This window comes from Skermanella pratensis (genome assembly GCF_008843145.1).
Lineage (GTDB): Bacteria > Pseudomonadota > Alphaproteobacteria > Azospirillales > Azospirillaceae > Skermanella > Skermanella pratensis.
The window spans coordinates 4480464-4506022 of the sequence record NZ_CP030265.1 but is presented as its reverse complement, the minus strand read 5'-3'; the positions used below and the strand labels follow the sequence as shown (position 1 = coordinate 4506022).

Sequence of the window (25559 nt, the reverse complement as noted above, 5' to 3'; positions counted from 1 at the left end):
CTGGTTTCCTCCGGTTTCTTCTCAGTGGCCGCCGAGTTGCTGCCCGGCTTCCGGCTTGTCGTGGACGCCGAGGCGGTCGAGCAGCGTGCTGCTGGGCTGGTTGAGCCCGATCAGCTCGACGTCGGCGCCCTCCCGGCGGAACCGCAGCACGACCTTGTCGATGGCGCCGACCGCGGTGTAGTCCCACAGGTGGGCGCTGGTCAGGTCGATTTCGACGCGTTCGAGGCTTTCCTGGAAATCGAACCGGGCGATGAAATCGTCGGCCGAGGCGAAGAAGAGCTGGCCGTAGACCTTGTAGGTCCGGGACCGGCCATCCTCCGCCAGGGTGCTTTCGACCGCGACGAAGTGGGCGACCTTGCGGGCGAAGAACAGGGCGCTCAGCAGGACCCCGACCAGGACGCCCTTGGACAGGTCATGGGTGAAGACGGTGGTGAGGGTCGTGGCGATCATCACGATCGACGAACTCACCGGCATGGTGCGCAGCTGGCGGAGCGAGCCCCAATTGAAGGTGCCAATCGACACCATGATCATGACGGCCACCAGCGCCGCCATGGGGATCTGGACGACCCAGGACTGAAGCACCAGGATCAGGAACAGCAGGACCGTGCCGGCGATGAAGCACGACAGCCTGCCGCGCCCTCCGGATTTCACGTTGATGACGGACTGGCCGATCATGGCGCACCCCGCCATGCCGCCGAACAGGCCGGAAGCGATGTTGGCGATGCCCTGGCCGCGTGTCTCGGTATCCTTGTCGCTCTGGGTATCGGTCAGGTCATCGACGATCGAAGCCGTCAGCAGGGATTCCAGCAGTCCCACTACGGTGAGCGTGACGGCGACGGGCAGGATGATAGCCAAGGTTTCAAAATTCAGCGGGACGTCGGGGATCAGGAAGGCCGGGAACGTGCCGGGCAGCTCCCCCATGTCGCCGACGGTCCGGACATCGGCGCCGGTCAGGATGGCGACGGCGGTCAGGGCCACGATCGCGACCAGGGGCGACGGCACCGCGGTGGTGACCAGGGGCAGCAGGTAGATGATGCCCAGCCCGGCCGCGACGATGGCGTACATCTGCCAGTTGGCGCCGGCGAATTCCGGCAGCTGCGCCATGAAGATCAGGATCGCCAGCGCGTTCACGAAGCCGGTCATGACCGAGCGCGAGACGAACCGCATGTAGCGGCCCAGCTTCAGCAGCCCGATGACGATCTGAAGGGCACCGGTCAGCAGGGTGGCGGCGAACAGGTAATCGAGCCCATGGTCCTTGACCAAGTCGATCATCAGGAGGGCCATGGCGCCGGTGGCGGCGGAGATCATGCCCGGCCGTCCGCCGACGATGGATATGGTGACCGCGATGACGAAAGAGGCGTAAAGCCCGACCTTCGGATCGACGCCCGCTATGATCGAGAAGGCGATCGCTTCGGGAATAAGGGCAAGTGCGACGACGATGCCGGCGAGCACGTCGCCCCGCACGTTGCCGAACCACTCCGAACGGAGTTTGGCAATATCGAGAGTCATTGAAACCTGAATGGAACCGGGGACCTTATTTCCGAAAGTGTCGGAGCGGCCCATGAGCGGAAGGCATGATGAAAGCTGCGGCTGCCTGTCCAAGCCAGGCGCCGGGCAAAACGGCTGAAGATCCGGGGATCAGGGCGGCGTATTGCGATGCAGCATGGTCGGTGTGTAACACCGACGGGGCCGCAGCGCAATGGCCGCCTGCTTCAGGGCTGTTCTGCGGTTTCCGTCCGGCCCCGGCCGGTCAGCTCTGCGGAACGGGGGCCGGCGGCCATTTGCCGGCGGCATCGCCCCACAGATCCGCCAAGCGGGCGTCCCGGCCGCAGCGGTAGCGATAGAAGCTGTATTTGAGGTTGTTGGTGTTGTGGAAGTCCTGGTGATAATCCTCGGCCGGGGTGAAGGAATCCGGGTCGAGCGGGATCACCGGCGTCACGACCGGCTTTCCGAGCAGCCTCTCGATCCCCGCCTTGCTGTCCTCGGCCAGCTTTCGCTGTTCCGGCGAGGTGGCGAAGATCGCGGTCCGGTAGCTGTCTCCCCGGTCGCAGAACTGGCCGCCGGCATCGGTCGGATTGATGGTCCGCCAGAAATAGGACACGAGCTGGCCGAAGCTGACCTTGGCCGGATCGTAGGTGATGCGGACCACCTCCAGATGCCCGGTGCCGCCGGCGGAGACCATCTTGTAGGTCGGGTTCGGCGTGTGGCCGCCGGCATATCCGGAGACCGTCTCGACGACGCCTGGCACCTTGTCGAAGTCGGACTCGACGCACCAGAAACAGCCGCCGGCCAGGATGACGCTTTCCGTCGCGGCCGGGGGCATGCCCTGGGCGGCGCATCCGGCTGTCGCTCCCAGCAGGAGGCCAAGTGCCAGCGCCAGCCGGCGCCCGACGGGCGGCATGGTGAAATCGATCTTCATGGCGTTTCCTCCGCCTGGGTGGGTCACACGGCATTGATCTGGCCCGTTGTGCCGGCCGGCACCAGTCACGGTCGGGTGCCGGCCGGTCACATGCCCGTGAAGGGACCGCCGGATTACCCCTCTCAGATCAGCCCCCTTTTCAGATCAGCCCCCTTTCAGATCACCTTGGCGGTGCGCAGCCGGTCGATCCGGTCGGCGGTGTAGCCGAGCGCGGCCAGGATGGCGTCGGTGTGCTGGCCGAGTGCCGGGACGGGGTCCATGCGGGCGTCGCCGTCGCCAGGAAATCCCGGCGGCAGGAGCGCCGGGATGGGCCCCCGCTCCGACCCGACCTCCCGCCAGCGGTTGCGGGCAGCCAGTTGCGGGTGGTCCCGGACTTCGGCCATGTCGTTGACACGGCCGTTGGCGATGCGGGCCTCTTCCAGCAGGGCGATCACCTGTTCGGCGGTCAGGCTGGAGAATACCTCGGCGATGATGCGGCCGAGGTCGTCCCGCGCCGCATGGCGCCGGGAGTTGCTGGAGAAGCGTTCGTCGGCCGCCAGTTCGGGCCGCCGCAGCACCAGCTTGCAGAAGGCTGTCCATTCCCGCTCGTTCTGCAGGCCCAGCAGGACGGTCCGGCCGTCGCCCGCCGGGAACGGGCCGTAGGGATAGATGGTGGCGTGGCTGGCGCCGGCCCGCGCCGGCGGGGGCGCGCCGTCATGGGCGTAGTAGAGCGGATAGCCCATCCACTCCACCAGCGATTCCAGCATGGAGATGTCGATATGCCGGCCCTGGCCGGTGTTCGCCCGGTGGAACAGCGCCGCCAGGATGCTGGAATAGGCGTACATCCCGGCGGCGATGTCCGCCACCGAGGCTCCCGCCTTGGACGGCGTGTCGGGGGTGCCGGTGACCGAGAGGAACCCCGCCTCGCCCTGGATCAGCAGGTCGTAGGCCTTGCGGTCGCGGTAAGGGCCGTCGTTGCCGTAGCCGGAGATGTCGCAGACGATGATGCCCGGCTTCTCCGCGGTCAGCGCATCGTAGGAGATGCCGAGCCGGGACGCCGCTCCGGGAGCCAGGTTCTGGACCACCACGTCGGCCTGCTCCCGGATCAGGCGTTTCAGGATCTCCTGCGCCTCCGCGTCCTTGAGGTCGAGGGTCAGGCTTTCCTTGGAGCGGTTGGTCCAGACGAAGTGCGAGGCAAGCCCCTTGACCCGCTCGTCGTAGCCGCGGGCGAAATCCCCGATGCCCGGCCGCTCCACCTTGATCACGCGGGCGCCGAGGTCGGCGAGCTGGCGGGTCGCGAAGGGGGCGGCGATGGCGTGTTCCAGGGTGACGACGGTGATCCCGGCAAGCGGGCGGAGGGCGGGGGCGGGGCCAGGGCCGGGGTTGGAGGCGCTCATCGGATCACCGCCGTCGCTTCCATGGTGAGCCAGCCTTCGTGGTCCTTCGCCCAGAGACGGAATGTCCTGCCGTCCGGTTCGGGCCTGCCGCACACGAAGAAGGGGTTGATGTCGAAGATAGGGCGGACCGCGCGGAACTCGTACCGGGCGACCTCCGCGTCCGGGAGCCGGTGACGCAACTGGTCGAGCAGCAGGGTGGCGATCAGCGGCCCGTGGACGACCAGGCCGGGATAGCCTTCGGTCTCGGTGACGTAGCGGCGGTCGTAGTGGATGCGATGGCCGTTGAAGGTCAGCGCGGAGTAGCGGAACAGCAGGACGTCGTCGGGCCGCCACGCCCGCTCCCAGGCGGCATCGGACGGCGCTTCCCGGGGGGAGGGGTGGAGTCGCCGGGCTTCGGCGCCTCGCGGTAGACGATGTCGTGGAATTCGGTGATCGCCGGATCGGTGGAAACACCGGCGGAGCCGGCCAAGCCGATCTCGTGCCGCACCTTCACGAAGACCAGGGGACCGGAGCGGCCGGATTTCTCCGTCACGTCGTGGATGGTGGAGACCCGGGTCACGCGGTCGCCGATGCGGACCGGCCGGTGGAACTCGAACTGGCTGCCGGCCCACATGCGCCGCGGCAGCGGCACCGGCGGCAGGAAGCCGCCCCGCCTGGCGTGCCCGTCGGGGCCGATCTCGGACCGGCGGTGCAGCGGCAGGAAATAGAGCCAATGCCACAGGGCGGGCAGGGGAGTGCCGTCGGGCGGTTGGTCCGCCGGCCGGTCGAGCGTGGCGGACAGGGCGGCGTAGGGAGTCGCCGTCACGGTGTCGGACACCGTTTCGCTCCGGCCGATCCAATCGTTGAAATCCATGTCGAAGTCCCCTTGATGCTTTCCGGAGTATATGCCGGCCGGTGCCCGGATCAGAACTCGTCCAGGTTCTCGTGCATTTCCTCGATCGAGGACAAACGCTTTCGGCCTTCGGCGCCGGTCCTGGCGATCACCTGGTTCGCCAGGATGTGGCAAAGCGCCAGCACCGAGACATGGTTGTCCAGCGGCCCGTGCGAGCGGGTGTCGCAGCGCAGGAGCCAGGTGGCTCCCGGATCCGCAGTCATCCCATGATCGGCGACGTATGCGATGCGGGTACCGGCGCGCCGGGCGGCCATGACGATCCGCCCGATTTCCGGCACGCGGCGGCGCAGGCCGAAGACGATCGCGATGTCGTCGGGCGCGAATCCGGCCAGGTACTCGCCCAGCGTCTCGCCGGCCGCCGGCAGCAGACGGACGCCGTCGCGCACCTGGATGAACTGCCAGCGAAGGTATCCCGCCAGGAAGTAGCTGTTGCGGAATCCGACCAGCCAGACCTGCCGGGCCGATGCGACGGCGCCGGCGAGGTCGTCGATCACGGCGGAGTCGATGTGCTGGAAGGTGCCGCCGATATTGTCCGCGCAGGTCTTCAGATGCGCCTGGACGAAATCGGGCCCGGATTCCGGCTGAGCCTGATTCAGAAGGTAGAGCGGCGAACCCCAGGACTTCGCCTCCCGCGCCAGCACGCGCAACTCCTCGTAGTTTCGGAAGCCGAGGCGCTGGACAAAGCGGCTGACCGCCGCGTTGGAGACTTTGGTCAGGCGCGCCAGCTCGGATGCGGAATAGCTGGCGATGTCGCCGGGATATTCGAGCATCAGGTCGGCCAGCCGGCGGTCGGTCGGCGACAGGTCGCCGTAGCAGGAGCGGATCCGTGCGGACAGCGACTGGGGGATGCTTTGGGCTTCCATTCCGCGAAGGTACCGGTATGAAAATCCATTTTCATTAGGAAGGCATTCGTTGACCTGAATTTCAAGGGCGTCGAGGATGCGCGTCGAACGGAACCAGTTGCAACCGACCCTGGAGGCCCGCCATGCGGATCAAGGTGATCAATCCCAACACGACGGCCGGCATGACGGCGAAGATCGGCGAGGCGGCGCGCGCGATCGCCGCGCCGGGAACGGAGATCGTCGCGGTCAATCCCGCCGCCGGCCCGGTATCGATCGAGGGCCATTACGACGAGGCCGTCAGCGTCCTGGGCGTCCTGGATGAGGTCGGGAAAGGCGAGGCCGAAGGGTGCGACGGCTATGTCATCGCCTGCTTCGGGGACCCCGGCCTGCTGGCCGCCCGCGAGATCGCGACCGGGCCGGTCGTCGGCATCGCGGAGGCCGCGATGCATGCGGCGAGCTTCATCTCGACCGGATTCTCCATCGTGACGACGCTGACCCGGACCTGCGTGATCGCCGAGCATCTGGTCGAGCGCTACGGCATGCACCATGCCTGCCGCAAGGTGCGCGGCACCGATATCCCCGTGCTCGACGTGGAAAGCACCGGGGAGGAAGCGGAGGACGGCGGCGGCCCCGTGTTCCGCGCGATCGTCGCGGAGTGCCGCCGGGCCGCGGCCGAGGACCGCTGCGGGGCCATCGTCCTGGGCTGCGCCGGCATGGCCGGCCTGGTGGCCAGGGTGCAGCGCGAGATCGGCATGCCGGTGATCGACGGCGTGGCCGCGGCGGTCGTCCAGGTCGAGGGCCTGGTCAGGCTCGGCCTGGGGACCAGCAAGCATGGCGACCTCGCTTGGCCGCTGCCCAAGGCCTATACGGGAGATCTCGCCCGTTTCGCCCCGGCGGGGAGATAGCCGGCCGGATCGGTCCCCTTCGGTCAGTCCGCCCTCGGTATGCGGACCTTGGAAAGGGTGTCGATCAGCCGCTCCATGTGGTCGGCCAGGGTCGCGATGTAGGGTTTGCGGCTGATCGTGCGCTCTTCCATGTAGAGCGGCCGGTTGATCTCGATCTGAAGCGCGTGGATTCCCATGCGCGGCCGGCCGTAATGCCGGGTGGTGAATCCGCCGGCATAGGGGGTGTTGCGGTTTACCAAGTAGCCTTGGGCGCGGAGCGCGCGTTCGGCGGTCTCGATCAGCAGCGGCGTGCAGGAACTGCCGTAGCAGTCGCCCAGGACGAAATCCACCTTGGACCGGCCCGACGCTCCGTCGGTCGGCACGCCGGTGGAAGGCATGGAGTGGCAGTCGACCAGCACGCAATAGCCGAAGCGCTGGCGCGTCTGGTCGATCAGGCGCTTCAGCGCCGCGTGGTAGGGATGATAGAACCGGTTGACCCGGCACAGCGCCTCGGCGAAGTGCAGCTTGCCGCGATAGATCTCCTCCCCGTTGGCGACCACCCTCGCGATGGTGCCGAGACCGGCGGCGACCCGCGGCGAGCGGGTGTTGACATAGGCCGGCAGGGCATCGGCGAACATGTCCGGGTCAAGCTCGAACGCTTCCCGGTTGGCGTCCAGGAAGGCCCGCGGGAACAGCGCCCGGATCAGCGGCGCTCCGAGCAACGGGGCGGCCAGGAAGATCTCGTCGACGAAGCTGTCCTCCGACTTGCGCAGCGCGAAGCCGTCCAGCTTGGATGCCGCAAGGAATTCAGGCAGGTACAAGGCACCGCTGTGCGGCGAGGCCAGCACCAGCGGGAGCGTCTGGACAGGTGGCGCCAGGATTTCGAAAACCTGTGCCCGGTCCGCGTCGGCGTCGAAGTGGCGATCCATGGTCAATCTTGTGTAGCCGAATCAGACGGTTCTGTCATCTGATGATGGTGGTAACCGGAGCGGGGCGGCCGGACTGTCCGCGAGGTGAAGCTATTTGCGTTTCGATGAACGGGAAGGCTTGCGGGGCCGTCCGCAGTTTGCTAGTCACCGCTCCACCGTAGCGGGGCGATGCCTAGCAGACCGTAAGAATGGGTGCGTCGCTCTGCGGGAGCGCACTACGTTCGACATGGTGGTGCATGTGTGGCTAAGTGGTTGAAATGCTTTGCAGTATAAAAGCTTTGACTGCGCACCGGACACATGAATTAATACTTGCATGCCTCAATCGGCCTTGCTAAGTAAGGAGACACCGGCGGCAGACAAAGCCGGCGGGCAGACGAAGAAAGAGCCAGAAGGCTTAAATCTGTGGGCGTGTAGCTCAGTGGTAGAGCACTGTGTTGACATCGCAGGGGTCGCAAGTTCAATCCTTGCCACGCCCACCATTTCCGGATCTCCGGACAAGCAAAAGAGGCCGGCGCATCAGCGTTCGGCCTCTTTTGCTTGTCCGGGCTGGATCAGATGGCCTCGCCCCCGCTTCTTCACCTTCAGGAAACTACGCCGCCAGCCAGTTTCCCACCAACCCTCGGACACGATCGCCCGGGCCGCCGCCAATGCGATCGGCATGGTCGGAGATCAGCTACGCCGCCTATTGCTGGGGCGAGCCGGAGTTCGCGCCGCCTTGACCAATGAACTGCGGCCTATCCGATCCGGTTATTGCTCTTTCGGCTTTCATCCCTCAAGGCGGGCGACTACGGGTCTGTGATCGGACCCGACATCCGGTCCCGGCGTGATCTTCTTCAGGCGCATGCCCCGTCCGGCAAGGACATGGTCGATCGGCAGGCCTGCCCAGCCTAAGCTGGACGGGAAGGTGCCCCGACGCAGCAGGGGCATGTCCAGCCCGCTTGCTTCAAGGAAGCGGCGAAACTCGGAAGACCACGGCGTCGTGTTGAAGTCGCCAGCGACGGCGACCGGCCCCTCGGTGTTCCGGATAGCCTCCGCCAGAAGCGCCAGCAAGGCGCGCTGAGGACGCAGGCTTCGGTGCTCGATCGCGTGATCGGGGTGGACGCCGATGAGCGTGAAGGGCGATCCCGGCTGGGCGACATGCACCATCAGCAGCCCCTGATCGTCCAGATCCCGGCTGGCCAGCCGGCGCAACGGATGGCGGCTCAGGATCATGATCTGGTCACCCTGGCTGTCCGGGCCGAACGCGCGGTGGCGATAGGCATCGTCGAGACGTTCGAGCAGCCCTTCTCGCCAGTCGGAACTGACCTCAAGGATGACCATCACATCGGCGTCACAGAGAGCGAGCCATTCCAGCGCTTTCGCTTTATCGGGATTGTGGCGCAAGACGTTGAGCGACACGACCGTCGTTCCGGGTCCTTTGCGGTTGCCACCGCTCCGGGCTTCTGCACCAGCCCGGGAATGTTCATGGTGGAGGATGTCGGCCAGGTTAGCGGCCAGCGCGGCACCGAGGATCGCGCTCGGCCCCCGGGTTCCTGCCGCCAGCGTGATCGGCAGCGCAAGAAAGCATCCGGCGGTAACATGCAGGCGGAAATGACTGAGCAGCGAAAGCCGCCAGTCAGCACGCCCGAACAACGAGGCGGCTGTAATAGCCAATGTGCCGCCCGCGACGCACCATGCTGCCGCCTCTACCGCATCCCTGCGGGATACTCGTCCCATCATGATCTCCGGTTGCCGGAACTGTTCAGACAAACCGGCCTCAAGAGAGCGGGTTCCCACGTTGGCCGTAAAGTTGGCTCCAGCCGATATCGTCGGCTGTCGACATCTTCTTTGTTCATGTGTCCGACTCCCTCGATCACAGCCGCGTGTATTCGGACATTTGCCTGGAGTGTCCGCCAGCGGCACCCGATGACGTTCCTGATTCCGGTGATGGCCACGTGCATTCTGAATGATCGCTACGAATAATTTCCAGAAGCGCCGTGGCGATCAGGCTGGCCGTCGAAATTCCTTGGAACTGATTGCTTCCCGCGGGTGTCTATCCTGACAAGACCTTCGGCTGTGACAGCAGAACACAGCCGTGAGAGCCGCGCACCACGGCTGGACCGGAGGCGCCGGTGAACGATCATCAACCGGGAGAATGAAGATGCCTCTTTTGCTTTGGTTGCTGGGTGTACCAGGAGTTCTTGTCCTTATACTGTGGATTACCGGCATCATTGGATTCTGACGATTACTGATCGACAATGTCGATCACGGTCTTCGAGCCGGTATTGCAATGCGCGCTATCGGAGCAGAACGGTTACCTGCATCTACGCAGGCCTGCATGCCACGATCTTCTCGCGCGCTTGGCCATCTGAAGACGCTCTCGGCTGAAGACGCTCTCAGCCGGGAACCCGCCGACCGGCGTCAGCCGTCGGAACACGATACCGTACCCATTTGCCGGACCGGAATACCATGCGCATCGCAATCGTCATTCCGATCTTCAATGATTGGGACTCGTTCGTCATCCTGGTCCGGGAACTGGATCGGGCGCTCGCCGGCGCGAATGCATCGGTCGAGGTGCTGCCGGTGGACGATGGCTCGACCGATCCGGTTCCCTGTCCGGAGAAGCGTCTTGGCGATCTTCAGACCATCGGCCGTGTCGAACTGGTTCGCCTCGTGTGCAACCTTGGACACCAACGGGCCATTGCCACCGCTCTGGCCGAAGTCCATCGGCGCGGCACCTTCGACGTTGTCTGCGTCATGGACGGCGACGGCGAGGACCGGCCGCAAGACCTGCTCTCCCTCATACGCGAGCACTATCGCTATCCCGACCACGTGATCGTTGCCCGTCGGTGCGAACGCTCGGAAGGACTGGTATTCCGGACATTCTACGCCCTCTACAAGGCCACCTTCGCGGCGATCACCGGCAGGCGCATCGATTTCGGCAACTTCTGCCTGATCCCGGCCAAGGCGCTCGAGCGGATCGTTCACTTCCCCGACGTCTGGAACCATCTGGCGGCCGCCCTGGTCAAGTCGCGTCTGCTGATCCGTAAACAGGACCTGCCTCGCGGGACCCGGTATGCCGGCCGCTCGAAGATGAACCTGGTCTCGCTGGTGACCCACGGGCTGAGTGCGGTTTCAGCCTTCAGCGACGCCGCGTTCGTGAGAATGCTCCTGCTGTCCCTGCTCCTGGCCACAGCCTGTGCCGGGGGGTTGCTGACCGTCATGATGGTCCGGCTGCTGACGGACATGGCGATCCCGGGATGGGCGTCCACCGTGTCGGGCATCCTGCTGATCCTGCTGGCGCAGACGGTGATGTTCTCGGTGGTCGCGGTCTTCCTGAACCTCAGCAGCCGATGCTCCCGCAACATGATCCCGGCGACGGATGCCCTGCGCTTCATCCGGGATTGCACCACCCTTGCCAGACGATGAGGAACATGGACACAGCGAGCTTCTCCTATGTCGGCTCCGAACTGGAACTCTTCCGATCCGCGGATCGCTGGAAGGCGTACTGGGGCAGCTGCCTGGGCGACTATGTGACAGGCCGCGTCCTCGAGGTCGGCGCGGGAATCGGTGGAACCACGGAGGTCCTGGTCACCGGACGGGAGATCGAGTGGGTCTGCCTCGAGCCGGATCGCGCCATGAGTGACCGGCTGCGCCAGGCGGTGGACAGGGGCCGGCTGCCGCCGCACTGCCGCGTGCTGACCGGTACGCTGTCAGACCTCGGTGCGGCGGATCAGTTCGATACGATTCTCTATATCGACGTACTCGAGCACATTGAGGACGATCGAGACGAACTGGCCCGCGCTGCGGCACGTCTGGCGCCGGGCGGCCACCTGATCGTGCTGGCGCCGGCTCACCAGTTCCTGTTCACCGCGTTCGACCGGGAAATCGGCCACTATCGGCGCTACGACCGTAAATCACTGCTCGCCCTGGAGCCGCCGGACCTGCATGTGGAAACAGCCTTCTATCTGGACAGCGTCGGCATGCTGGCTTCCCTGGGCAACCGCCTGCTGCTGAGGGCAAGCATGCCGACGGCCGGACAGATCCGTATGTGGGACCAAATGATGGTGCCGTTGTCCCGGCGGATCGATCCCCTGCTGCGCCGGAGCCTCGGCAAGACCGTCGTCGCGATCTGGACGGCACCGTGAGATGGCGGGAATCCCGCCGCAGGCCCGGGTGGTACCATGCGTTGTCCCTTGGCAGCGCGTTCCGGTTCGCGCTGGTCGGGGGCAGCGCCACGCTGGTTTATCTCCTGATCAGCATCGGGCTTGCAGGCGAACGGACCGGCATGGCTCCGACCGCGGCGCATGTGCTGGCGCTCCTCGTGGCCACGGCGTTCTCCTACGCTGGTCATCACCGCTTCACGTTCAGGCTGACCAGCGGGCACGAACGCCATCTGCGGCGTTTCCTGACCTGCTCCGGCATTCTCCTGGCGCTGACCACGGTGCTGAGTCTCGCGCTGACCGATCTGCTGCGTGTCGATCACCACATCGCGGCACTCTCGGTCGCCCTCATCTATCCACCCGCCAGCTACCTCATCAATGCTCTCTGGAGCTTCCGGCTGCGGGAGTGAGCATGCAGCGTCATCGCGCGCGAATGGGGCCGCTCGTGATGACCGGGCCTAGCCTCGCAGACGACGGGATGAGGTGAACCGGTCATGGCGCACCAGGACATCGTCAGGCTGCCGGAGTGGGCCGGCTCCCGCAGCCTCTCCACCCCCGTCATGGCGATTTTCGCCGTCCTGCTGGCTATCGTGGGCGGCGTCATCGCGGAACTGGCGGAGCCCGGGTTCTTCTTTCGCGACGACATGCAGCATTATTTCATGCCGATGTTCCTGGAGATCGGCGGGCAGCTGGCGCAAGGCACCTGGCCGGCGATCAGCCTCAAATCCTGGTTCGGCGGCAATCTCGTCGGGGAGTACCAGTACGCCCTCTACAATCCGGTATCCCTGCTGCTGTACTGGATCATCCACTGGATCGCGGATCCTGCGGCCGCGGCATTCTTCTATTCGGTTTTCCACCTCGCCGTCTGCTCGCTCGGGATCTTCTTCCTGGCCCGGGCAATCGGCCTGCGGGATGATCTGGCCCTCGTGGCGGCCCTGGTGGGCTCGACCAACAACATGCTGGTATACTGGTTCGCCGCATCCTGGATATCGCATCTGGTGGCCTTTGCCTGGTCCGCCTGGGCGATGTTCTTTCTCATCAAGGCGGTGGCACGACCGCGCCACGTGGTCTCGGCCGCCGCAGCGATCTACCTGACCCTGACTTCCGGATTTCCGCAGGCGGCGATCGCGATCGCCGTGTGGGGCAGCGTTCTTGCCGGTGAGCGCTGGTACAGGACCCGTACCTTCATGCCAGTCGTGGCGCTGGGGGTATCGGTCGTGTGCGGCGCGCTCATGTCGCTGCCGGCGATCCTGCCCGTGGCAGCGTTGGTCGCGGACTCGGTACGGCCCCAGGGCATCTCCAACGGGGGTTTCAACACGGCCCTGCTGGGTGATCTCCTGAAATTCTCCTTTCCGTCGCATGTCGGCCTGCTCAACACCTACCCCGGCTTCCGGCCGGTAACGCCGCCGATCTATTTCACTGCCTGGTTCGCCCTGCCGGTTCTCCTGATCGGCCTCGAACGTCGCACCCTGTCCTGGCCGGCCTTGCTGCTGCCCTTCGGAGCAACGCTGTGTTTCGCCGTCCTGGCCCAGGGACCCGATCAGCTCGGCTCATTCCGCTACCCGTTCCGGTACCTTCCCTGGTTTCATCTCTGCCTGGTGCTGACCTGCCTGGTCGTCCTCGACCGGACCATGACGCATGTTCCAAACCGAACCGGGACCGGAACCGGAACCGGCATCTGCCTCGCCCTGGCCACGCTGAGCTTCGTCATGTTCGCTCTATCGATGCAGCAGCAGCCTGACCTCTGGCGCACCCATGCCACGTTCTTCATCCTGCACCTCGGCTTCTCTCTCGTTCTGCCGGTCATGACATGGAGGCACGGGAGAACAGTCGGTGCTTTCCTGATCGCGTCCTCGCTGTGCTTCACGATTGCAACGCATGTCGCCTGGCCCCACAACAACATTCTCGGCAAAATGGCTCTCCCGGAGCGCACGCCGTACGCCGTGAGTGATGAAGTGACGCCAGGGGGGCGATCCCTGCAGTTGACCGGCTATGTGTACCGGGAGAGAACGGACGTCATGGAGGAGGCGACATCCGGCAACGCATTCCTGTTGCAGGGTGGAGAAATGATCAACGGCTATTCGCCCATATCGCCCAGGGGCCTGGCGGAACGCCTGTGCATGGGGCTGTTCGGCTGGACCTGCCCGGATGCCGCCGCCGAACTGTTCCGGCATGACGCGGAAACCGGCCTGGATCTGGCGGACCTGGCCCGCATCGACCGGATCATCGTCAGTCAGGACGATCACCTCAGTGCCTTCCTGGATCATAAACCGGACCAGTGGCTCATGGCAGGGAAAGGGCGCTTCATGACGGAATTCCGGCGTTCCGAGCCGCTTCCATCACAGCAAGGGCACCTGTCATGGCTGCCACCCGGCGTCACGGTGGACCGGACGCTGATCGTTTCCGACATGGAGGAAAGTCATGTCCTGAGGGCCGGCTCCGCCTATCGCGGGGGCGGCTGATCTTCGCCCGCGCGGCCTATCCCGGCTATCGCGCCGAGCTGGATGGCCAGCCGTTGCCGGTCGAGAGCTATCTGGGTGTGCTGGTATCGGTGGTTTTGCCCGAAAATGCATCCGGCGAACTGCGGGTCCGGTTCGAGCCGCCCGGACAGACAGCAGGATGGCTGGCGGCCGGTGGTGGTTCGGGTTTGCTGATAGTCTGGCTCCTGGTGGCCGGTCGGGCGCCGACCGCGGGGCGCCGAAGTTGGATGCGGTGACCGGAATGCCCTGCGTCGGATGGGACGGTCGAGGCTGCGGGTCTGTGCTGAAAACCGCCTGACTGGTCATGGTTCTGCTGGTGGCGACGTTCAGCGTGGCGGAAGCCCAGGGGGAGCGCGCAACGTTGCGCCTTGAGGGCCAGACGGTCCTGCGCCTTTCGGCCCGACGCACGCTGGATGCACGCAGCCGTGTCCGCAACGCCGAGGCGCGCCTGCCGAGCCTGCTCGAAAGGCCGGAGGCCTTGTCGCCGGACCGCGCGCCAAAGCCACCTTCGCCTTGAATGCCGGTGTGTAGTTCCGGCGCGGTCGGCTCCTCATGGTTTCTCCTGTGCGGCACACATACTGGCCGCTTTCAGGCAGAAGCTTCACTTATCTTGCCGTTCAAATTTCCAGAGCCAGCTCCACCCGACCTTAAGCGCTAATCCGGCAATATTTTCTCGATATAATCAAAATAAAAATGCATGATAGATAATTCCAAACTCACTTGCTTAAATAAAACTTGTTGCATTTATTTCATGGATGTGCCATCTATAATAAGATCTTGCTTCTATATGTTCAAACAATCTAGCGTAAGGCGGGAACCATGAGCGCGATAGCCCATATCAAATACTTGGTAGAGAAATACCGAGGCTATTGGACAGTCAGCTCCAGTGGCAAGCACAATGGCGAGTTCGCCAGCCGTGGCGAGGCATGTCATAGCGCATTGAAAGACGGCATCCGGGTCGGCGAATTGGGGCACGACGTCAAGATCGATGCACATGAGAAGAACGGGGATACCCGAACAGTCTGGACGAGTGGACCCGGAAAATAATTCTCTGAACCGCGGTCGGGTTTACCGGAGGCCCCATTTCCGGCGAAGATGGGGCCGTCATGCCGAAGCAGAATATCACCCGAATACTCCCCTGAGGTGCGCGAGCGCGCAGTGCGCATGGTGTTCGAGCACGAAGGGGAGCACGCCTCGCAGTGGATCGCGTTCATCGACGAGCACCGCCCCCCGTCCACCCATCACTTCCATGCCGCCTGGCGGACCGATCCTCATCCGCCACGGCGATCGGGGGTCGCAATACATCGGGGGTCGCAATATGTTGCTACGAAGTACACCGAACGTCTGAGCGAGGCCGGCGTCGAGCCGTCGGTCGGCAGCGTCGGCGACACTACGGAGCTTCAGCTAACGCCAGAGACGGTAAAATGCCTTGGCCGAGACGGTCAACGGCCTCTGCAAGGCCGAAGATGCCCAACCGGGCACATCGCCATGGCGGCATGACTCACCCAGCCGGCCTCCGGAAAACACTGAACGTTTCACTGCGATCACGGTCCGGTGAATGTCTGTCTCGCTGCTTTCACGGCCGGGCGAAGCCTGTCCGCTTCCATCGGTCCTGTTCTCAGAGACATTCAATGAAGCGTGATTTCGGCAGATTTCCGAATGGCATGGATCGGCGGATTACCCGCTCCACCTCGGAGAGAGGATTTGGCCGAGTAGAGAGAGAAAGTCCATTCGACGCCCACGGAGTCGGTCGTCGCGACCAGCCAGGCGCCGCCATCCCGCTCGATCATGTCTGCCAGACGCGCGTCGGTGCGATCCCGTTCCGCCGCGCCGGGCTGAAACAGAAACAACCACAGCACTGCCGCCGATACCGTGTGGCTGTCCCCGTCCTGCGCGGCGAAGTTGGCAACCGCGCTGACGCCGTTCGCGGCAAACCATTTCCCGCGGGCTCGGCGGAGCGGCAGTGCCGGCCCGACGAACTCCTCGAAATCGACCAGCACCTGCGCGATGCTGTCCGACGGCAGGTCCAAGACGAACAACCTGTCACCGAAGCATACCGAGATGCGCACCGTCTTTTCCGGAATGGAACCGCGTATACTGTTCGAGGGCAAGGTCATGCTCCTTTGCCTGATATGACGACCTTCTCTGGCAAACGCCGATTTGCAGTCCTGAGACCGGCTGCGCGTCGGAAGAGCGTGAGTAACTGTATCGCGATCCGATGGGCATGGAACCAAATCGCCGGTCGGGATGTCTATTACCTGGAGGATCGGTTGATTATGCAGATCACCTCAAAATATCACCGAAGGAGCAAAACGCCAGGAAAATCCTCGATCAAATATCAATCTACAGAAGAGTAGGCCAAGTACGAGGTCAGCGTCCATGATGCTGCTCAATAGAGAACGTGAGCCGTGCCTCTTGGGAAACCAAGTCGCTGGTTTAAAATCTGCCTCTGACACTTCGATCGGACCATTGCGGCCCGGGATTGACTTAGCGATAGACTCGTTCTTGGATGTTTTTGCAACCAGTACCATCCACGGTAGTGTTGAGTATCAACAGTGTCGGATCATCCACACGGCATCGGGAATACCGGCAATCATAAAGGAGCAGAGATATGCATCCAATGCTACTCACCACCACTCTGGCCTACCTCTTCTTGCCGGCGCCTGTGCCCAGGACAATGATGCGAATTGTCCCTCCCAAGCAAGACCGACGCCCGGCGCACCGTCCTCGACGACCATGGATCGCAACGAAGGGGCCGATGTTCCCTGTGCACCCGGCACCGATCGGTCCGAATGCATGAGGCCGCCCGCTAATCCGCGGGAATGAGAAACTCGAGGTTCGCGAAAACCGCGGACTGATCCCACCCACCGCATTTCCCCATCAGGTGTCATCGCGCAAGACACGGCGACGATCACGGAAAGTACCGTCGATCCGGCATCGGTATGCCCGGCGCAGTTGTGTGTTGCCGCCAACCTGGTTCCGGGGCGACATAATGCGAAATGCTGGTCGCGTCTCTCCAATCCGCACGAGCCGGCATGTTGGGCTGTCGCCCGGAAATCCCTCATGAACCCTCCTCAACGATCAAGCGGAGTGCAGGTGACTGACCAGGCACAAGGAGCGGGATCCTGCCCGCGCGGCTCCATCAAGCCAACCACTGGGCATTTGGTGGCGCTTGGCCTCCTGCTCATCGGCCTTGCAGCATTGCCGCTGCTGCTGGCTGACACTCCGCCGATCTTCGACTATCCGAATCATCTGGCACGGGTCCACATCCTGGCCCACCTCGAATCGATCCCCGCCTTCGCGGCCAATTTCGCCCCCGACAGCTTGCTTGTGCCGAACGTCCTGTCGGATCTGCTGCTTCTGGCCCTTGAGCCACTGCTCGGGATCGAGGCGGCAGGCAAAGTACTGCTGATCCTGCTGCTGATCCTGATCGTCACAGGGACGCTGGCGCTGGGTGCCGCGGCGGCGGGCGGCTTTTCCATATGGCCTTTGCTAGCAGCCGCACTGGTTTGGAACGAGGTGATGGTCTGGGGATTCCTAAACTATGCACTGGGGTTGGGACTGCTGTTCTGGGGGCTGGCCGCCTGGATCCATCTTGAGCGAGTATCGCGCAGGAATCAGCTTGCGGCGGGTGCCGTATTCGGCCTGATGATGCTTCTGGCGCACATGGTGGCATTCGGTCTTTTCGCCGTCGGCATTGCCGTGCTGGAGCTGGGCCGCACGTGGAAATGTCTGTCCATGGGGGCGGTCTCGGCCGCACGACGCCTTACCGTTTCCGCTTCAGTCTTCGCCCCGGCATTCGCGTTCTACCTGATCGGCAGCCCTGCAAATGGCCTGCCTCTTGACCTTCGGTTCGGTTTTACCGCCTGGCAGAAATTTTCGCCTTTCACGCGCCTGCTGTCCACCGGCAACACGGTCATGGACGTCGCGACCCTGGCGGCGGCCTGTGCTACGATCGTGATTCTTCTGGTGAGCCGGCGCGTTACGCTGCACCGCGGTCTCGGCGAGCTGTCTGCGATCTACCTTTTGCTGGTCCTGGCGCTTCCTTACTCGGCCATGGGGTCCTACTTCCTGGACTCGCGCATCGCCGTTCCCGCCGTCCTCGTTCTGGTCGCCGGCCTGATGCCCGCCCGGCCCGCTCCCCGGCTGGCGCTGGCGTTCGGCGCCGGACTGGTTCTGGTGGTAGGCGCGCGCGGCATCCTGATGGCACAGGACTGGGCGGAGCAGGACCGGAGCTTCGCCGCCGTCAAGCAGTCACTGGATCAATTGCCCGCCGGCGCGATCCTGATCCCGGCGGAGGCGGCGCCCTTCGAGTTGGGTGACTGGTTCACGACCCGGCGCGCCAAGCCCGCGCACGAGCACACGGCCGCGTATGCTACCGTCCACCGGAATGCCGTGGTCGTCAACATCTTCGCCCGGAAGGGTCAGAACCCCCTGGTCTTTACCCCTGCCGACGAGAGCCTGCTGCCCCTCGCCCAGAACCCGATCGCGCGGGCTGAGACCAATGACCAACTGCGCATGTTCGTCCATCGTGTGGACGAGGTGCTGCACAGCGCCCAGGCCACGGCCGTGAGCACAGCCCCGGTATCTACATCATTGTCTTCAACCGCGCCTGCGAAGACTGGCCCCGGTGGCTTCCTGTTCGCGTCGTTGCCTGCGGATCCGACCATGCCCTGATGCGCCTGCTGCCGCCCGGCGAGCGAAGGCCTGGGGACGAGGAGATCGAGACAGCTCGGAGCAGCACATGACGTCGCGACGCAAGGGATTGGGCCGGCAGGTTTCCGCATGCTTTGCCGCCCTGCTGGCGGCCGGCCTGACAGGACTGATCGTCTGGCAACTCCAGAGATCCCTGCCGGGCCCGCTGCTGTGGGATTTCGGCTCCTTCATGGGGTCGGGGCGCGCCGCGGCCGAGGGGCTCGATCCCTATGGGATTTATCCGGGACTGACCTTCCGCGTGGAACTGCCGGGCTTCGAGAGCTGGAACCAGAACCTGAACCCGCCGGTCTCGTTGCTGCTGTTCCAGCCGCTCTCGCAGCTCGATCCGGGGGAGGCTTTCCGACTCTGGTGGGCCGTCACCGTGGTCGCCTACGCGGCGCTCGTCACCCTGCTGGTGCGGCACCACCGGCTCGAGTCGCCGGTGATACCGGCGTTGGCCGCGTTCGCGGCGGCGGGCTTCTGGGACACGTTGGTGCTCGGCCAGATCTATGTACCCCTGGCGCTCGCCGCGACCGGGGCGTGGTTGCTGCTGGAGCGGAACCGCCCGGTGGCGGCGGGGCTGCTGATCGGAATCGTGGTTGCGGTCAAGCCGAACTTCCTGGTCTGGCCCGGCCTGCTTTTCCTGGCAGGCCATTTCCGCGCGGCCCTCGCCGCAGGTGGCTGCGCAGCGGTGCTGACGGCGGTTCCGGCACTGTTGTACGGACCCGGCATCTACCGCCTCTGGTTCGATGTGATTTCGCAGGATGCCAGCCGCGGCGTTTTCCTCACCAACGCCTCGCTGCCCGGGCTGTTCCTGCGCTTCGGGCTCGGCACGGCCGGCCTGCTGGTCAGCCTGGTCCTGCTCGCCGGATTGGCCGCCTGGGCTCTGCGAAGCCGGCCGGATCCCTTGAAGGCCAGCGCCTTGGGACTGCTTGGCGCCCTGCTGGCATCGCCGCTGGCCTGGATCCACTACACCCTGTTTCTGCTGCCCCTGTTCTTCCGGATGCCGCCGAGCCCGGCCCTGATCATCGCCGCTATTCTGCTGATCATCCCGGTACCGGTTCTGCTCGACCGGTTCATGACAGCTCCGGTTTGGCAACAGGCCACCTTTGGATCGGTTTATGCCTGGGCGCTGCTGCTCCTCCTCATCCAGCTGGCGCTCCGTCAGATCCCGGCCGGCATGCACAGCAATGAGGAGTCCGCTGATCTCCAGGCGAGGGGGGATACCCGACGCGGCGATGTCAGGCAACGTGAGAAAATCCTCCCTGGACGACACGAGGAAAGGGTCCCCTGACGACGTAGCGGGGGTGAAGGATGGACGGCACGGAGACAACATGTCGTTCCTCTGGGCGACAGTTATCGCTTGTGTGAAAAGCGACGCTCTGGCCGGATCACCGGCCTGCTAGTCATGGAACCAGCTGCGCGCCACTCCCAGAACAGCGCACAGCAGGCGGATCGAATACGTGGAGCCGTGGGCGGAGATGAAGGCGAGCTTCGCTTTCATCTCCGCCCGGCGCCGCGCGACCGCCTCCGCCGACCCGGCGGCCTGCTGTTCTGTTCCAGCCGCCAAGTCTTCACCTGCGTCGCCGCCACACCGAGCGCCTCGGCGACACTGCTCAGTGTCTCGCCGGGCTCATCCAGCCGGGCAACCGCCGCTGCCTTGAACTCCGCCGTGTACCGGCGGCGCGTCTTCTTCGTCATACCCTTCCTCCAGGTGGTTCGTAAGCTTACCACCCGGTCCGGTCTGGCGAGGCAAGGTCAGACCCGCGGAACAGCCGATTTCCGGATCATCGCCCCGAGGCGTTGCCTCAGGTGGTTGATGAACAATGAGGCTGGATTATCTGGGAATAACAAGGCTGGAGTACGACAAGGCAGGACGCAACGAGGTTCTGCTGTGAGTATAACCTTCGTCATACGTTAATGAAAACTTTCAGAAACTCATTATGTAAAACAATGTCGAGAAAGGCCGATAGCACAGTGAAATCAATCTGACTTTCGTGTGATAATAATCAGATCGCATGTTATCCGGATTTCGTCTTCATTTCCCTTTAACGATTCCCCTACAGTCTTGCTGAAAAGCCAGCATTATCTAGCTCACTCAAGTGAGCAGTATTCGAGAGGAGAATGAGCAGATGTCTAATATTTATATTCGCCCTGGCAATGATATCCAGTCCCTTATCAATAGCGCCAACGCTGGCGACACAGTGATTTTCACGGCTGGATCCCATGGGATCAGCCGAAGTGTCAGTCTTAAATCGGACGTGGTGTATCGGGGCGAGGCGGGAGCATCGCTCAAGTTAAATCACAATGGCACCATGTTTAATGTTTCCAACGTGAAGAACGCGACCATCGAGGGCCTGACCTTCGAAGGCGGCACTACGAAAGGCAGCGGCTGGGCCGGTGCCATCCTCGGAGACAACGCCGATAACCTTACCGTGCGGAACAACACCTTCAAGCACTTGGGTCTTGACGGAGCGGTTTACATATACCAAACCAGCAACCTGAAGGTCGTGAACAATACGTTCAATGACGTTCACCAGGGCGTCTCCTATATCAACAATTCGACGGAAGCCCAGAGTTCCGTCATCATTTCCCAGAATAAATTCTCCGGCATCCAACGCATGGCCATTGAGGTTCAGCAGGCCGAGCAGGCCAAGAAAACCGGCATCTATAATGCGGCCGGTATCAACGGGCTTCATGTCGACGGAAACAGTTTCGACAATTCACAATATCCCGGCGGGGCTCTCAAGGAGCCGATGGTCTCGCTTGTCGGCGGAACCTTTGACGGCTCCCGGACGTCGATCCAGAACAACGACTTCAAGAACATCTACTGGGCGGTCGAAATCGACAACCGAGACACCACGCTGGAGCATAACCGCTTCGAGAATGTCACCTATGGAATAGGCATTTCGGACGCTCCCGGTACGAGCATCGCGAACAACACCTTTATCAAGGTCAACAGTCTCTACGGGGAGGTAGGCGGCTTCGCAAATCACCAGTGGGTGGGAACGAACATCGTCGACGGCAATTCGGTCAGCGGGTGGGCCGGCCACCAGAACACGACCTCGGCTCCGCCGGCGGCTGGACGAGGCGGCAGCACGGGCAGCACGGGCAGCACGGGCAGCACCGGCGGTACGGGCGGCACAAGCGCGCCTGACCCGATTCAGTCCAACGGTCCCGACACGCTGATCCTGCGGATCTCGGAGGATGCCTATCTCGGGCATGCGCAGTTCACGGTGACGGTCAACGGCAAGCAGGTGGGGGGCATCCACACGACCAGCGCCTCCCATGCTTTGGGCCAATGGCAGGATCTGGTCCTGAAGGGCGACTTCGGGTCCGGCACGAAGACCGTGGTCGCGACCTTCCTGAACGACCTTTACGGCGGCAGCGCTAACGCCGACCGGAACCTGTATGTCGACCGAGCCACCTTCAACGGCAAGTCCTACGAAGACGATTGGGTGCTGCATGCCACGGGAAACAAGGCAACCTATACGATCTCCGATGCCTCCGCATCTCAGCCGGTCGGGTCCGTTTTCGGCCAGACCTCGGGCGTGACCGTGGCCAAGGACCAGAGCTACACGTTAGTATCGGGGCAGGACAATCTGACGCTGACCGGCACCGCCGCGATCAACGGCAGCGGGAATTCGGGAAACAACGTAATATTCGGAAACGGCGCCGCCAACACTGTCAGTGGACGGAGCGGCAACGATACCTTGTATGGCAATGGCGGTGCGGACAAACTGTACGGCGGCACGGGTAACGACAAGCTTTTCGGAGGCGATGGTAACGATCTGCTGGTCGGCGGCGATGGCAAGGATGTGCTGACGGGCGCGGCTGGAGCCGATACCTTCGTCCTGGCGGCCACGAGTCACAGCAGGCCCACCGCCAACCTGCGCGATGTCATCATGGACTTCTCCAAGGCTCAGGGTGACAAGATCGACCTGAACGGTATTGACGCCAACGTCCTGGTATCCGGCAACCAGGCATTCAGCTTCATCGGCACCAAGGGCTTCTCCGGCGTCGCCGGGCAATTGAATGTGCTCACCCAGTCCGGAAATACAATCGTGCAGGGGGATGTCAACGGTGACGGAACCGCCGATTTCCAGGTCGAGTTGGCTGGCACGGTGTCACTCGACGTCAGCTGCTTTGCCCTGTAACCCTCTGCCGCGCCCACTGACCTGAACGGCTGGCGGCCTTCGATGCTGGCCGCCAGCCGGTAGGGCGGACGTTCCTTCGCGGCAACCGCTCAACACGGTCGCCTGTGTCCATACTGCACTGACTCATTCAGAAGGTGCAGGGAGCCGGGCGATTTTCCTGAGGTTGGTTTCGGACGGTGCCGTCGAGGATGTTGAGAGTGGCGAACCAGGTCGTCATGCCGTTGCGCTTGTAATCGTGGGTCATGGTCCCGCACTTGCCGGGCTTCAGCGGCAGCCCCGGCTGAGTGCGGTCGAGCGCCTGGATCTGCGTCTTCTCGTCGATGGACAGCACGATCGCATGGCATGGCGGGTTCATGTAGAGGCCGACGATGTCCTCAACCTTGGCGGCGAAGGCCGGGTCATTGAAGCGCTTGAAGGTGCGCAGTAATTGCTCACGGTATTGGCAGGTTATGAGCAGTCAGGTGACGGTGAGGGATCCGCCGACGAGGTCGCGGATGGCGGTCCAGGCGGATTGACCTTGCCGGGCCGCCGTTCCGGTGACGGAGCGATAGCCTGCATGGATGGCCGGTCCCCAGTCGGATCGGAAGCCGTAGGTGACCTTGCGGAAGACCACGGACGGGCAGATTTCCTGCTCGCTGCCGTTGTTGGTCGCCGGCACGCGGCGATCACTCAGTCCGAACAGTTCCGTCAGCATCCGCGAGAGCCGCTCGAAACCGACATGATGGCTATGGTGAAGATAGGCCAGCAGTGCCCGGATGCCGGGACCGAACGGGGTGCCCGCCGCCGAACAGCTCGACCCGTGTGACCACCGATCGGACCTCGGGCAGATCGATGTGGTCGTAGCGGTGACGACACCGCTGGGCGGTCTCGGGCGCCGCCGTCCCGCAATGCGGGCAGGCTTCCGCCAGGCAGCGCTCGGTCCGGTCCGGATCATCGGCCAGCGGGCGCGACACTCCGGGGCGGGAGGACCGCGGTTCGCGCCGGCGTTTGGCGTTCGCCTTGCGGGACGAACCGCCGGGGCCATCCTTGGACGGCGGAATGTGCGAATTGGCCGACGTCTTCCGCGGCTTCCCGACCAGGGCCTCAAGTTCCGCATCCCGCACCGCCAGACGCTCGATCAGCGCCGCCTGCTCGACCAGCAGGGCGTCCTTCTCAGCCTCACTCAGGCGGTAATGCCGCGGCTTCTCCATCCATACGTTGACTCATATTGCGAACCCCAGCGCAACCCTTTTTGCCAATCCCGTGAGCAATCACCTGTGCAGAGCCACTAGTATTGCCATATCCCATCTGACGGGTCGGGCCGAAGCGATTCCAGGAGTTCGGACGTGGCAACCCCATCAAACGCTTGAGGCAAGGAGAGTCAAATCTTTAGTATCCCCCCATGCTAAGCATGCTCAGCAAAAGGGGCTCCCCAGTGAAAGTGTTGCTTTCGGCGTTTGCTTGCGAACCCAACCGCGGTTCAGAATGCGGGGTTGGCTGGAATTGGGCGCTGGGCATTGCCGACAGGGGGCACGCAGTGAGTGTCCTGACACATCCTCGCCACCGCCCGGCGATCGAACAGGAACTGGGGCGTCACTCCGATCGTCGCAATTTGAAGTTCCACTACTTCGATCCGATCGATGCATTGTTCAAGGCAGATTTCTTCGACGGGCACTCGACTGTCGAATCACTGGTGTATTATCCGTTGTGGCAATGGCTGGCGGCACGACATGCCGAGGAATTGCACCGGGCCGAGCGGTTCGATCTGGTCCATCACATCACCTATGGCGGCGTCAGGATCCCGAGCTTCATGGGACGGCTCGGCATCCCGTTCATTCTAGGCCCAATCGGCGGCGGGGAGCGGGCTCCCTTCGCGCTCCGCAAAGGCTATACGGTGCGCGGCTGGCTGGTCGAAGCGGCGAGGGACATCAGCAATGCCTCCATCAGCGTCACCCCGTGGCTGCGTCATACGTACCGTATGGCTGATCAGATCTACCTGAAGACCGGCGACTCGCTTGTCGTAATTCCCAAGGCGTATCGACACAAGGCACTGACCTCGCTTGAGATTGGCCTGCCGCATTCCACCCTCCGCAAGACCGAATATCCGGACACCGATTTCCTGAACATGGCCTTCGTGGCGAGAATGCTGCACTGGAAGGGGCCCCACTTGGCGGTCAGCGCGTTCCATCGGTTCGTCACCGGAGGTGGTCGGGGCAAGCTGACCATGGTCGGTACGGGGCCGGTCAGGGACGCCTGCCAACGCCTCGCCACAAAGCTCGGCATCGCGGACCACGTGGTCTGGATCGATTTCATGCCATGGGACGAGTTGCAGCATTTCTATTGCTCACAGGACGTTCTGCTGTTCCCCAGCCTTCACGATTCCAGCGGCAACGTCATTCTCGAAGCGATCGCTAAGGGGCTGCCAGTGGTGTGTCTGGATCTCGGCGGGCCGGCTGCGATCATGGACGGGGCCTCGGGCATCATCGTGAAGACGGCGGGTGCCTCCCAGGAGACGGTGATCTTCAGACTGGCTGACGCCCTGACGAAGCTGGCGGCGGATCCGGCCGCCCGTGCGGAGCTGGGCCGCGGTGCGGCAAGGCGCGCGTCCGAAATCACTTGGGAAGCAGCTATCGAGAGGGTATACGGCCTGTTCGACCATGTCGGCCGCAACCAGTCCCTTGACGACGCGCCGGTCGCCCCGGAAGAGGTCAAGGACGAAGCGGGACGCCTCCCGGCGACCACCGGTTAGCCCTGTCCGGTACAG

21 protein-coding genes, 1 tRNA gene and 3 pseudogenes are annotated in these 25559 nt (G+C 63.6%); 12 read left to right on the top strand and 13 right to left on the bottom strand.

The window, feature by feature from the left end:
- Nucleotides 1-21 precede the first annotated feature (21 nt).
- From DPR14_RS20700 to DPR14_RS20680, 6 genes are all read right to left on the bottom strand, one after another.
- A complete protein-coding gene (locus DPR14_RS20700; protein WP_158046825.1) occupies nucleotides 22-1509 on the bottom strand; it encodes a SulP family inorganic anion transporter in 1488 nt (495 codons plus the stop codon).
- A gap of 241 nt (nucleotides 1510-1750) precedes the next feature.
- Nucleotides 1751-2419 (bottom strand): peptide-methionine (S)-S-oxide reductase MsrA, encoded by a 669-nt coding sequence (gene msrA / locus DPR14_RS20695; protein WP_211103838.1) that lies wholly within the window; start codon nucleotides 2417-2419, stop codon nucleotides 1751-1753.
- Nucleotides 2420-2574: 155 nt separating this feature from the next.
- Complete coding sequence (locus DPR14_RS20690; protein ID WP_158046824.1) at nucleotides 2575-3795, bottom strand: CaiB/BaiF CoA transferase family protein; 1221 nt, start codon at nucleotides 3793-3795, stop codon at nucleotides 2575-2577.
- Complete coding sequence (locus DPR14_RS28380) at nucleotides 3792-3974, bottom strand: hotdog family protein (protein WP_246148397.1); 183 nt, start codon at nucleotides 3972-3974, stop codon at nucleotides 3792-3794. Before DPR14_RS28380 ends, DPR14_RS20690 begins: the two co-directional genes overlap by 4 nt.
- A gap of 110 nt (nucleotides 3975-4084) precedes the next feature.
- Complete coding sequence (locus DPR14_RS20685; RefSeq protein ID WP_246148393.1) at nucleotides 4085-4648, bottom strand: FAS1-like dehydratase domain-containing protein; 564 nt, start codon at nucleotides 4646-4648, stop codon at nucleotides 4085-4087.
- Nucleotides 4649-4698: 50 nt separating this feature from the next.
- Nucleotides 4699-5550: a MurR/RpiR family transcriptional regulator gene (locus tag DPR14_RS20680; protein ID WP_158046823.1), complete on the bottom strand. Its 852-nt coding sequence runs from the start codon at nucleotides 5548-5550 to the stop codon at nucleotides 4699-4701.
- 122 nt (nucleotides 5551-5672) lie between these two features.
- On the opposite strand from DPR14_RS20680, the gene DPR14_RS20675 reads away from it, so the two are divergent.
- On the top strand, nucleotides 5673-6434 hold the full coding sequence (locus tag DPR14_RS20675) for an aspartate/glutamate racemase family protein (RefSeq protein ID WP_158046822.1): 762 nt from the start codon (nucleotides 5673-5675) through the stop codon (nucleotides 6432-6434).
- Nucleotides 6435-6457: 23 nt separating this feature from the next.
- Here DPR14_RS20675 and DPR14_RS20670 read toward each other — a convergent pair whose 3' ends face one another.
- Nucleotides 6458-7342 (bottom strand): N-formylglutamate amidohydrolase, encoded by an 885-nt coding sequence (locus tag DPR14_RS20670; protein ID WP_158046821.1) that lies wholly within the window; start codon nucleotides 7340-7342, stop codon nucleotides 6458-6460.
- A gap of 404 nt (nucleotides 7343-7746) precedes the next feature.
- Between DPR14_RS20670 and DPR14_RS20665 the strand changes: the two genes are divergently transcribed.
- A tRNA-Val gene (locus DPR14_RS20665) sits at nucleotides 7747-7821 on the top strand.
- A gap of 286 nt (nucleotides 7822-8107) precedes the next feature.
- On the opposite strand, the gene DPR14_RS20660 is transcribed toward DPR14_RS20665, so the two are convergent.
- A complete protein-coding gene (locus DPR14_RS20660) occupies nucleotides 8108-9091 on the bottom strand; it encodes an endonuclease/exonuclease/phosphatase family protein (protein WP_158046820.1) in 984 nt (327 codons plus the stop codon).
- Nucleotides 9092-9790: 699 nt separating this feature from the next.
- Here DPR14_RS20660 and DPR14_RS20655 point away from each other — a divergent pair.
- From DPR14_RS20655 to DPR14_RS29160, 6 genes and pseudogenes are all read left to right on the top strand, one after another.
- Nucleotides 9791-10750, top strand: coding sequence for a glycosyltransferase (locus DPR14_RS20655; protein ID WP_158046819.1), 960 nt, complete (start codon nucleotides 9791-9793; stop codon nucleotides 10748-10750).
- A gap of 5 nt (nucleotides 10751-10755) precedes the next feature.
- Entirely contained in the window at nucleotides 10756-11469 is a 714-nt protein-coding gene (locus DPR14_RS20650) for a class I SAM-dependent methyltransferase (RefSeq protein WP_158046818.1), read from the top strand.
- A 41-nt stretch (nucleotides 11470-11510) separates the two neighbouring features.
- Nucleotides 11511-11894, top strand: coding sequence for a GtrA family protein (locus DPR14_RS20645; RefSeq protein WP_192499064.1), 384 nt, complete (start codon nucleotides 11511-11513; stop codon nucleotides 11892-11894).
- A gap of 84 nt (nucleotides 11895-11978) precedes the next feature.
- Complete coding sequence (locus tag DPR14_RS20640) at nucleotides 11979-13946, top strand: hypothetical protein (RefSeq protein ID WP_158046816.1); 1968 nt, start codon at nucleotides 11979-11981, stop codon at nucleotides 13944-13946.
- Nucleotides 13947-14268: 322 nt separating this feature from the next.
- The gene (locus DPR14_RS27520) at nucleotides 14269-14481 is read left to right on the top strand and encodes a hypothetical protein (protein ID WP_192499504.1); all 213 of its coding nucleotides are present in this window, start codon (nucleotides 14269-14271) and stop codon (nucleotides 14479-14481) included.
- Nucleotides 14482-15242: 761 nt separating this feature from the next.
- A pseudogene (locus tag DPR14_RS29160) lies at nucleotides 15243-15429 on the top strand (hypothetical protein); the annotation flags it as partial.
- 163 nt (nucleotides 15430-15592) lie between these two features.
- Here DPR14_RS29160 and DPR14_RS20630 read toward each other — a convergent pair.
- Nucleotides 15593-16081, bottom strand: a complete 489-nt coding sequence (locus tag DPR14_RS20630) for a hypothetical protein (protein ID WP_158046814.1) — start codon at nucleotides 16079-16081, stop codon at nucleotides 15593-15595.
- A 979-nt stretch (nucleotides 16082-17060) separates the two neighbouring features.
- On the opposite strand from DPR14_RS20630, the gene DPR14_RS20625 reads away from it, so the two are divergent.
- Both DPR14_RS20625 and DPR14_RS20620 read left to right on the top strand, forming a co-directional pair.
- On the top strand, nucleotides 17061-18641 hold the full coding sequence (locus DPR14_RS20625) for a hypothetical protein (protein ID WP_158046813.1): 1581 nt from the start codon (nucleotides 17061-17063) through the stop codon (nucleotides 18639-18641).
- 88 nt (nucleotides 18642-18729) lie between these two features.
- Nucleotides 18730-19953, top strand: a complete 1224-nt coding sequence (locus tag DPR14_RS20620) for a glycosyltransferase family 87 protein (protein WP_192499063.1) — start codon at nucleotides 18730-18732, stop codon at nucleotides 19951-19953.
- 108 nt (nucleotides 19954-20061) lie between these two features.
- On the opposite strand, the gene DPR14_RS27515 is transcribed toward DPR14_RS20620, so the two are convergent.
- Both DPR14_RS27515 and DPR14_RS29155 read right to left on the bottom strand, forming a co-directional pair.
- Nucleotides 20062-20229 carry a hypothetical protein gene (locus DPR14_RS27515; RefSeq protein ID WP_192499503.1) on the bottom strand — a complete coding sequence of 56 codons (168 nt, stop codon included), beginning with the start codon at nucleotides 20227-20229 and terminating at the stop codon, nucleotides 20062-20064.
- Nucleotides 20160-20360, bottom strand: a complete 201-nt coding sequence (locus DPR14_RS29155) for a transposase (RefSeq protein ID WP_158046811.1) — start codon at nucleotides 20358-20360, stop codon at nucleotides 20160-20162. The genes DPR14_RS27515 and DPR14_RS29155 overlap by 70 nt, the downstream gene beginning before the upstream one ends.
- A gap of 431 nt (nucleotides 20361-20791) precedes the next feature.
- Here DPR14_RS29155 and DPR14_RS20610 point away from each other — a divergent pair, with 431 nt between their 5' ends.
- Complete coding sequence (locus tag DPR14_RS20610; RefSeq protein WP_158046810.1) at nucleotides 20792-22816, top strand: carbohydrate-binding domain-containing protein; 2025 nt, start codon at nucleotides 20792-20794, stop codon at nucleotides 22814-22816.
- A 172-nt stretch (nucleotides 22817-22988) separates the two neighbouring features.
- Here the strand turns inward: DPR14_RS20610 and DPR14_RS20605 are convergent.
- Both DPR14_RS20605 and DPR14_RS20600 read right to left on the bottom strand, forming a co-directional pair.
- Nucleotides 22989-23240: pseudogene (locus DPR14_RS20605) on the bottom strand (IS630 family transposase); the annotation flags it as partial.
- 33 nt (nucleotides 23241-23273) lie between these two features.
- Nucleotides 23274-24006 (bottom strand): annotated as a pseudogene (locus DPR14_RS20600) (hypothetical protein).
- A 224-nt stretch (nucleotides 24007-24230) separates the two neighbouring features.
- Between DPR14_RS20600 and DPR14_RS20595 the strand changes: the two are divergent.
- Complete coding sequence (locus DPR14_RS20595; RefSeq protein ID WP_192499062.1) at nucleotides 24231-25544, top strand: glycosyltransferase family 4 protein; 1314 nt, start codon at nucleotides 24231-24233, stop codon at nucleotides 25542-25544.
- Nucleotides 25545-25559: the final 15 nt, after the last annotated feature.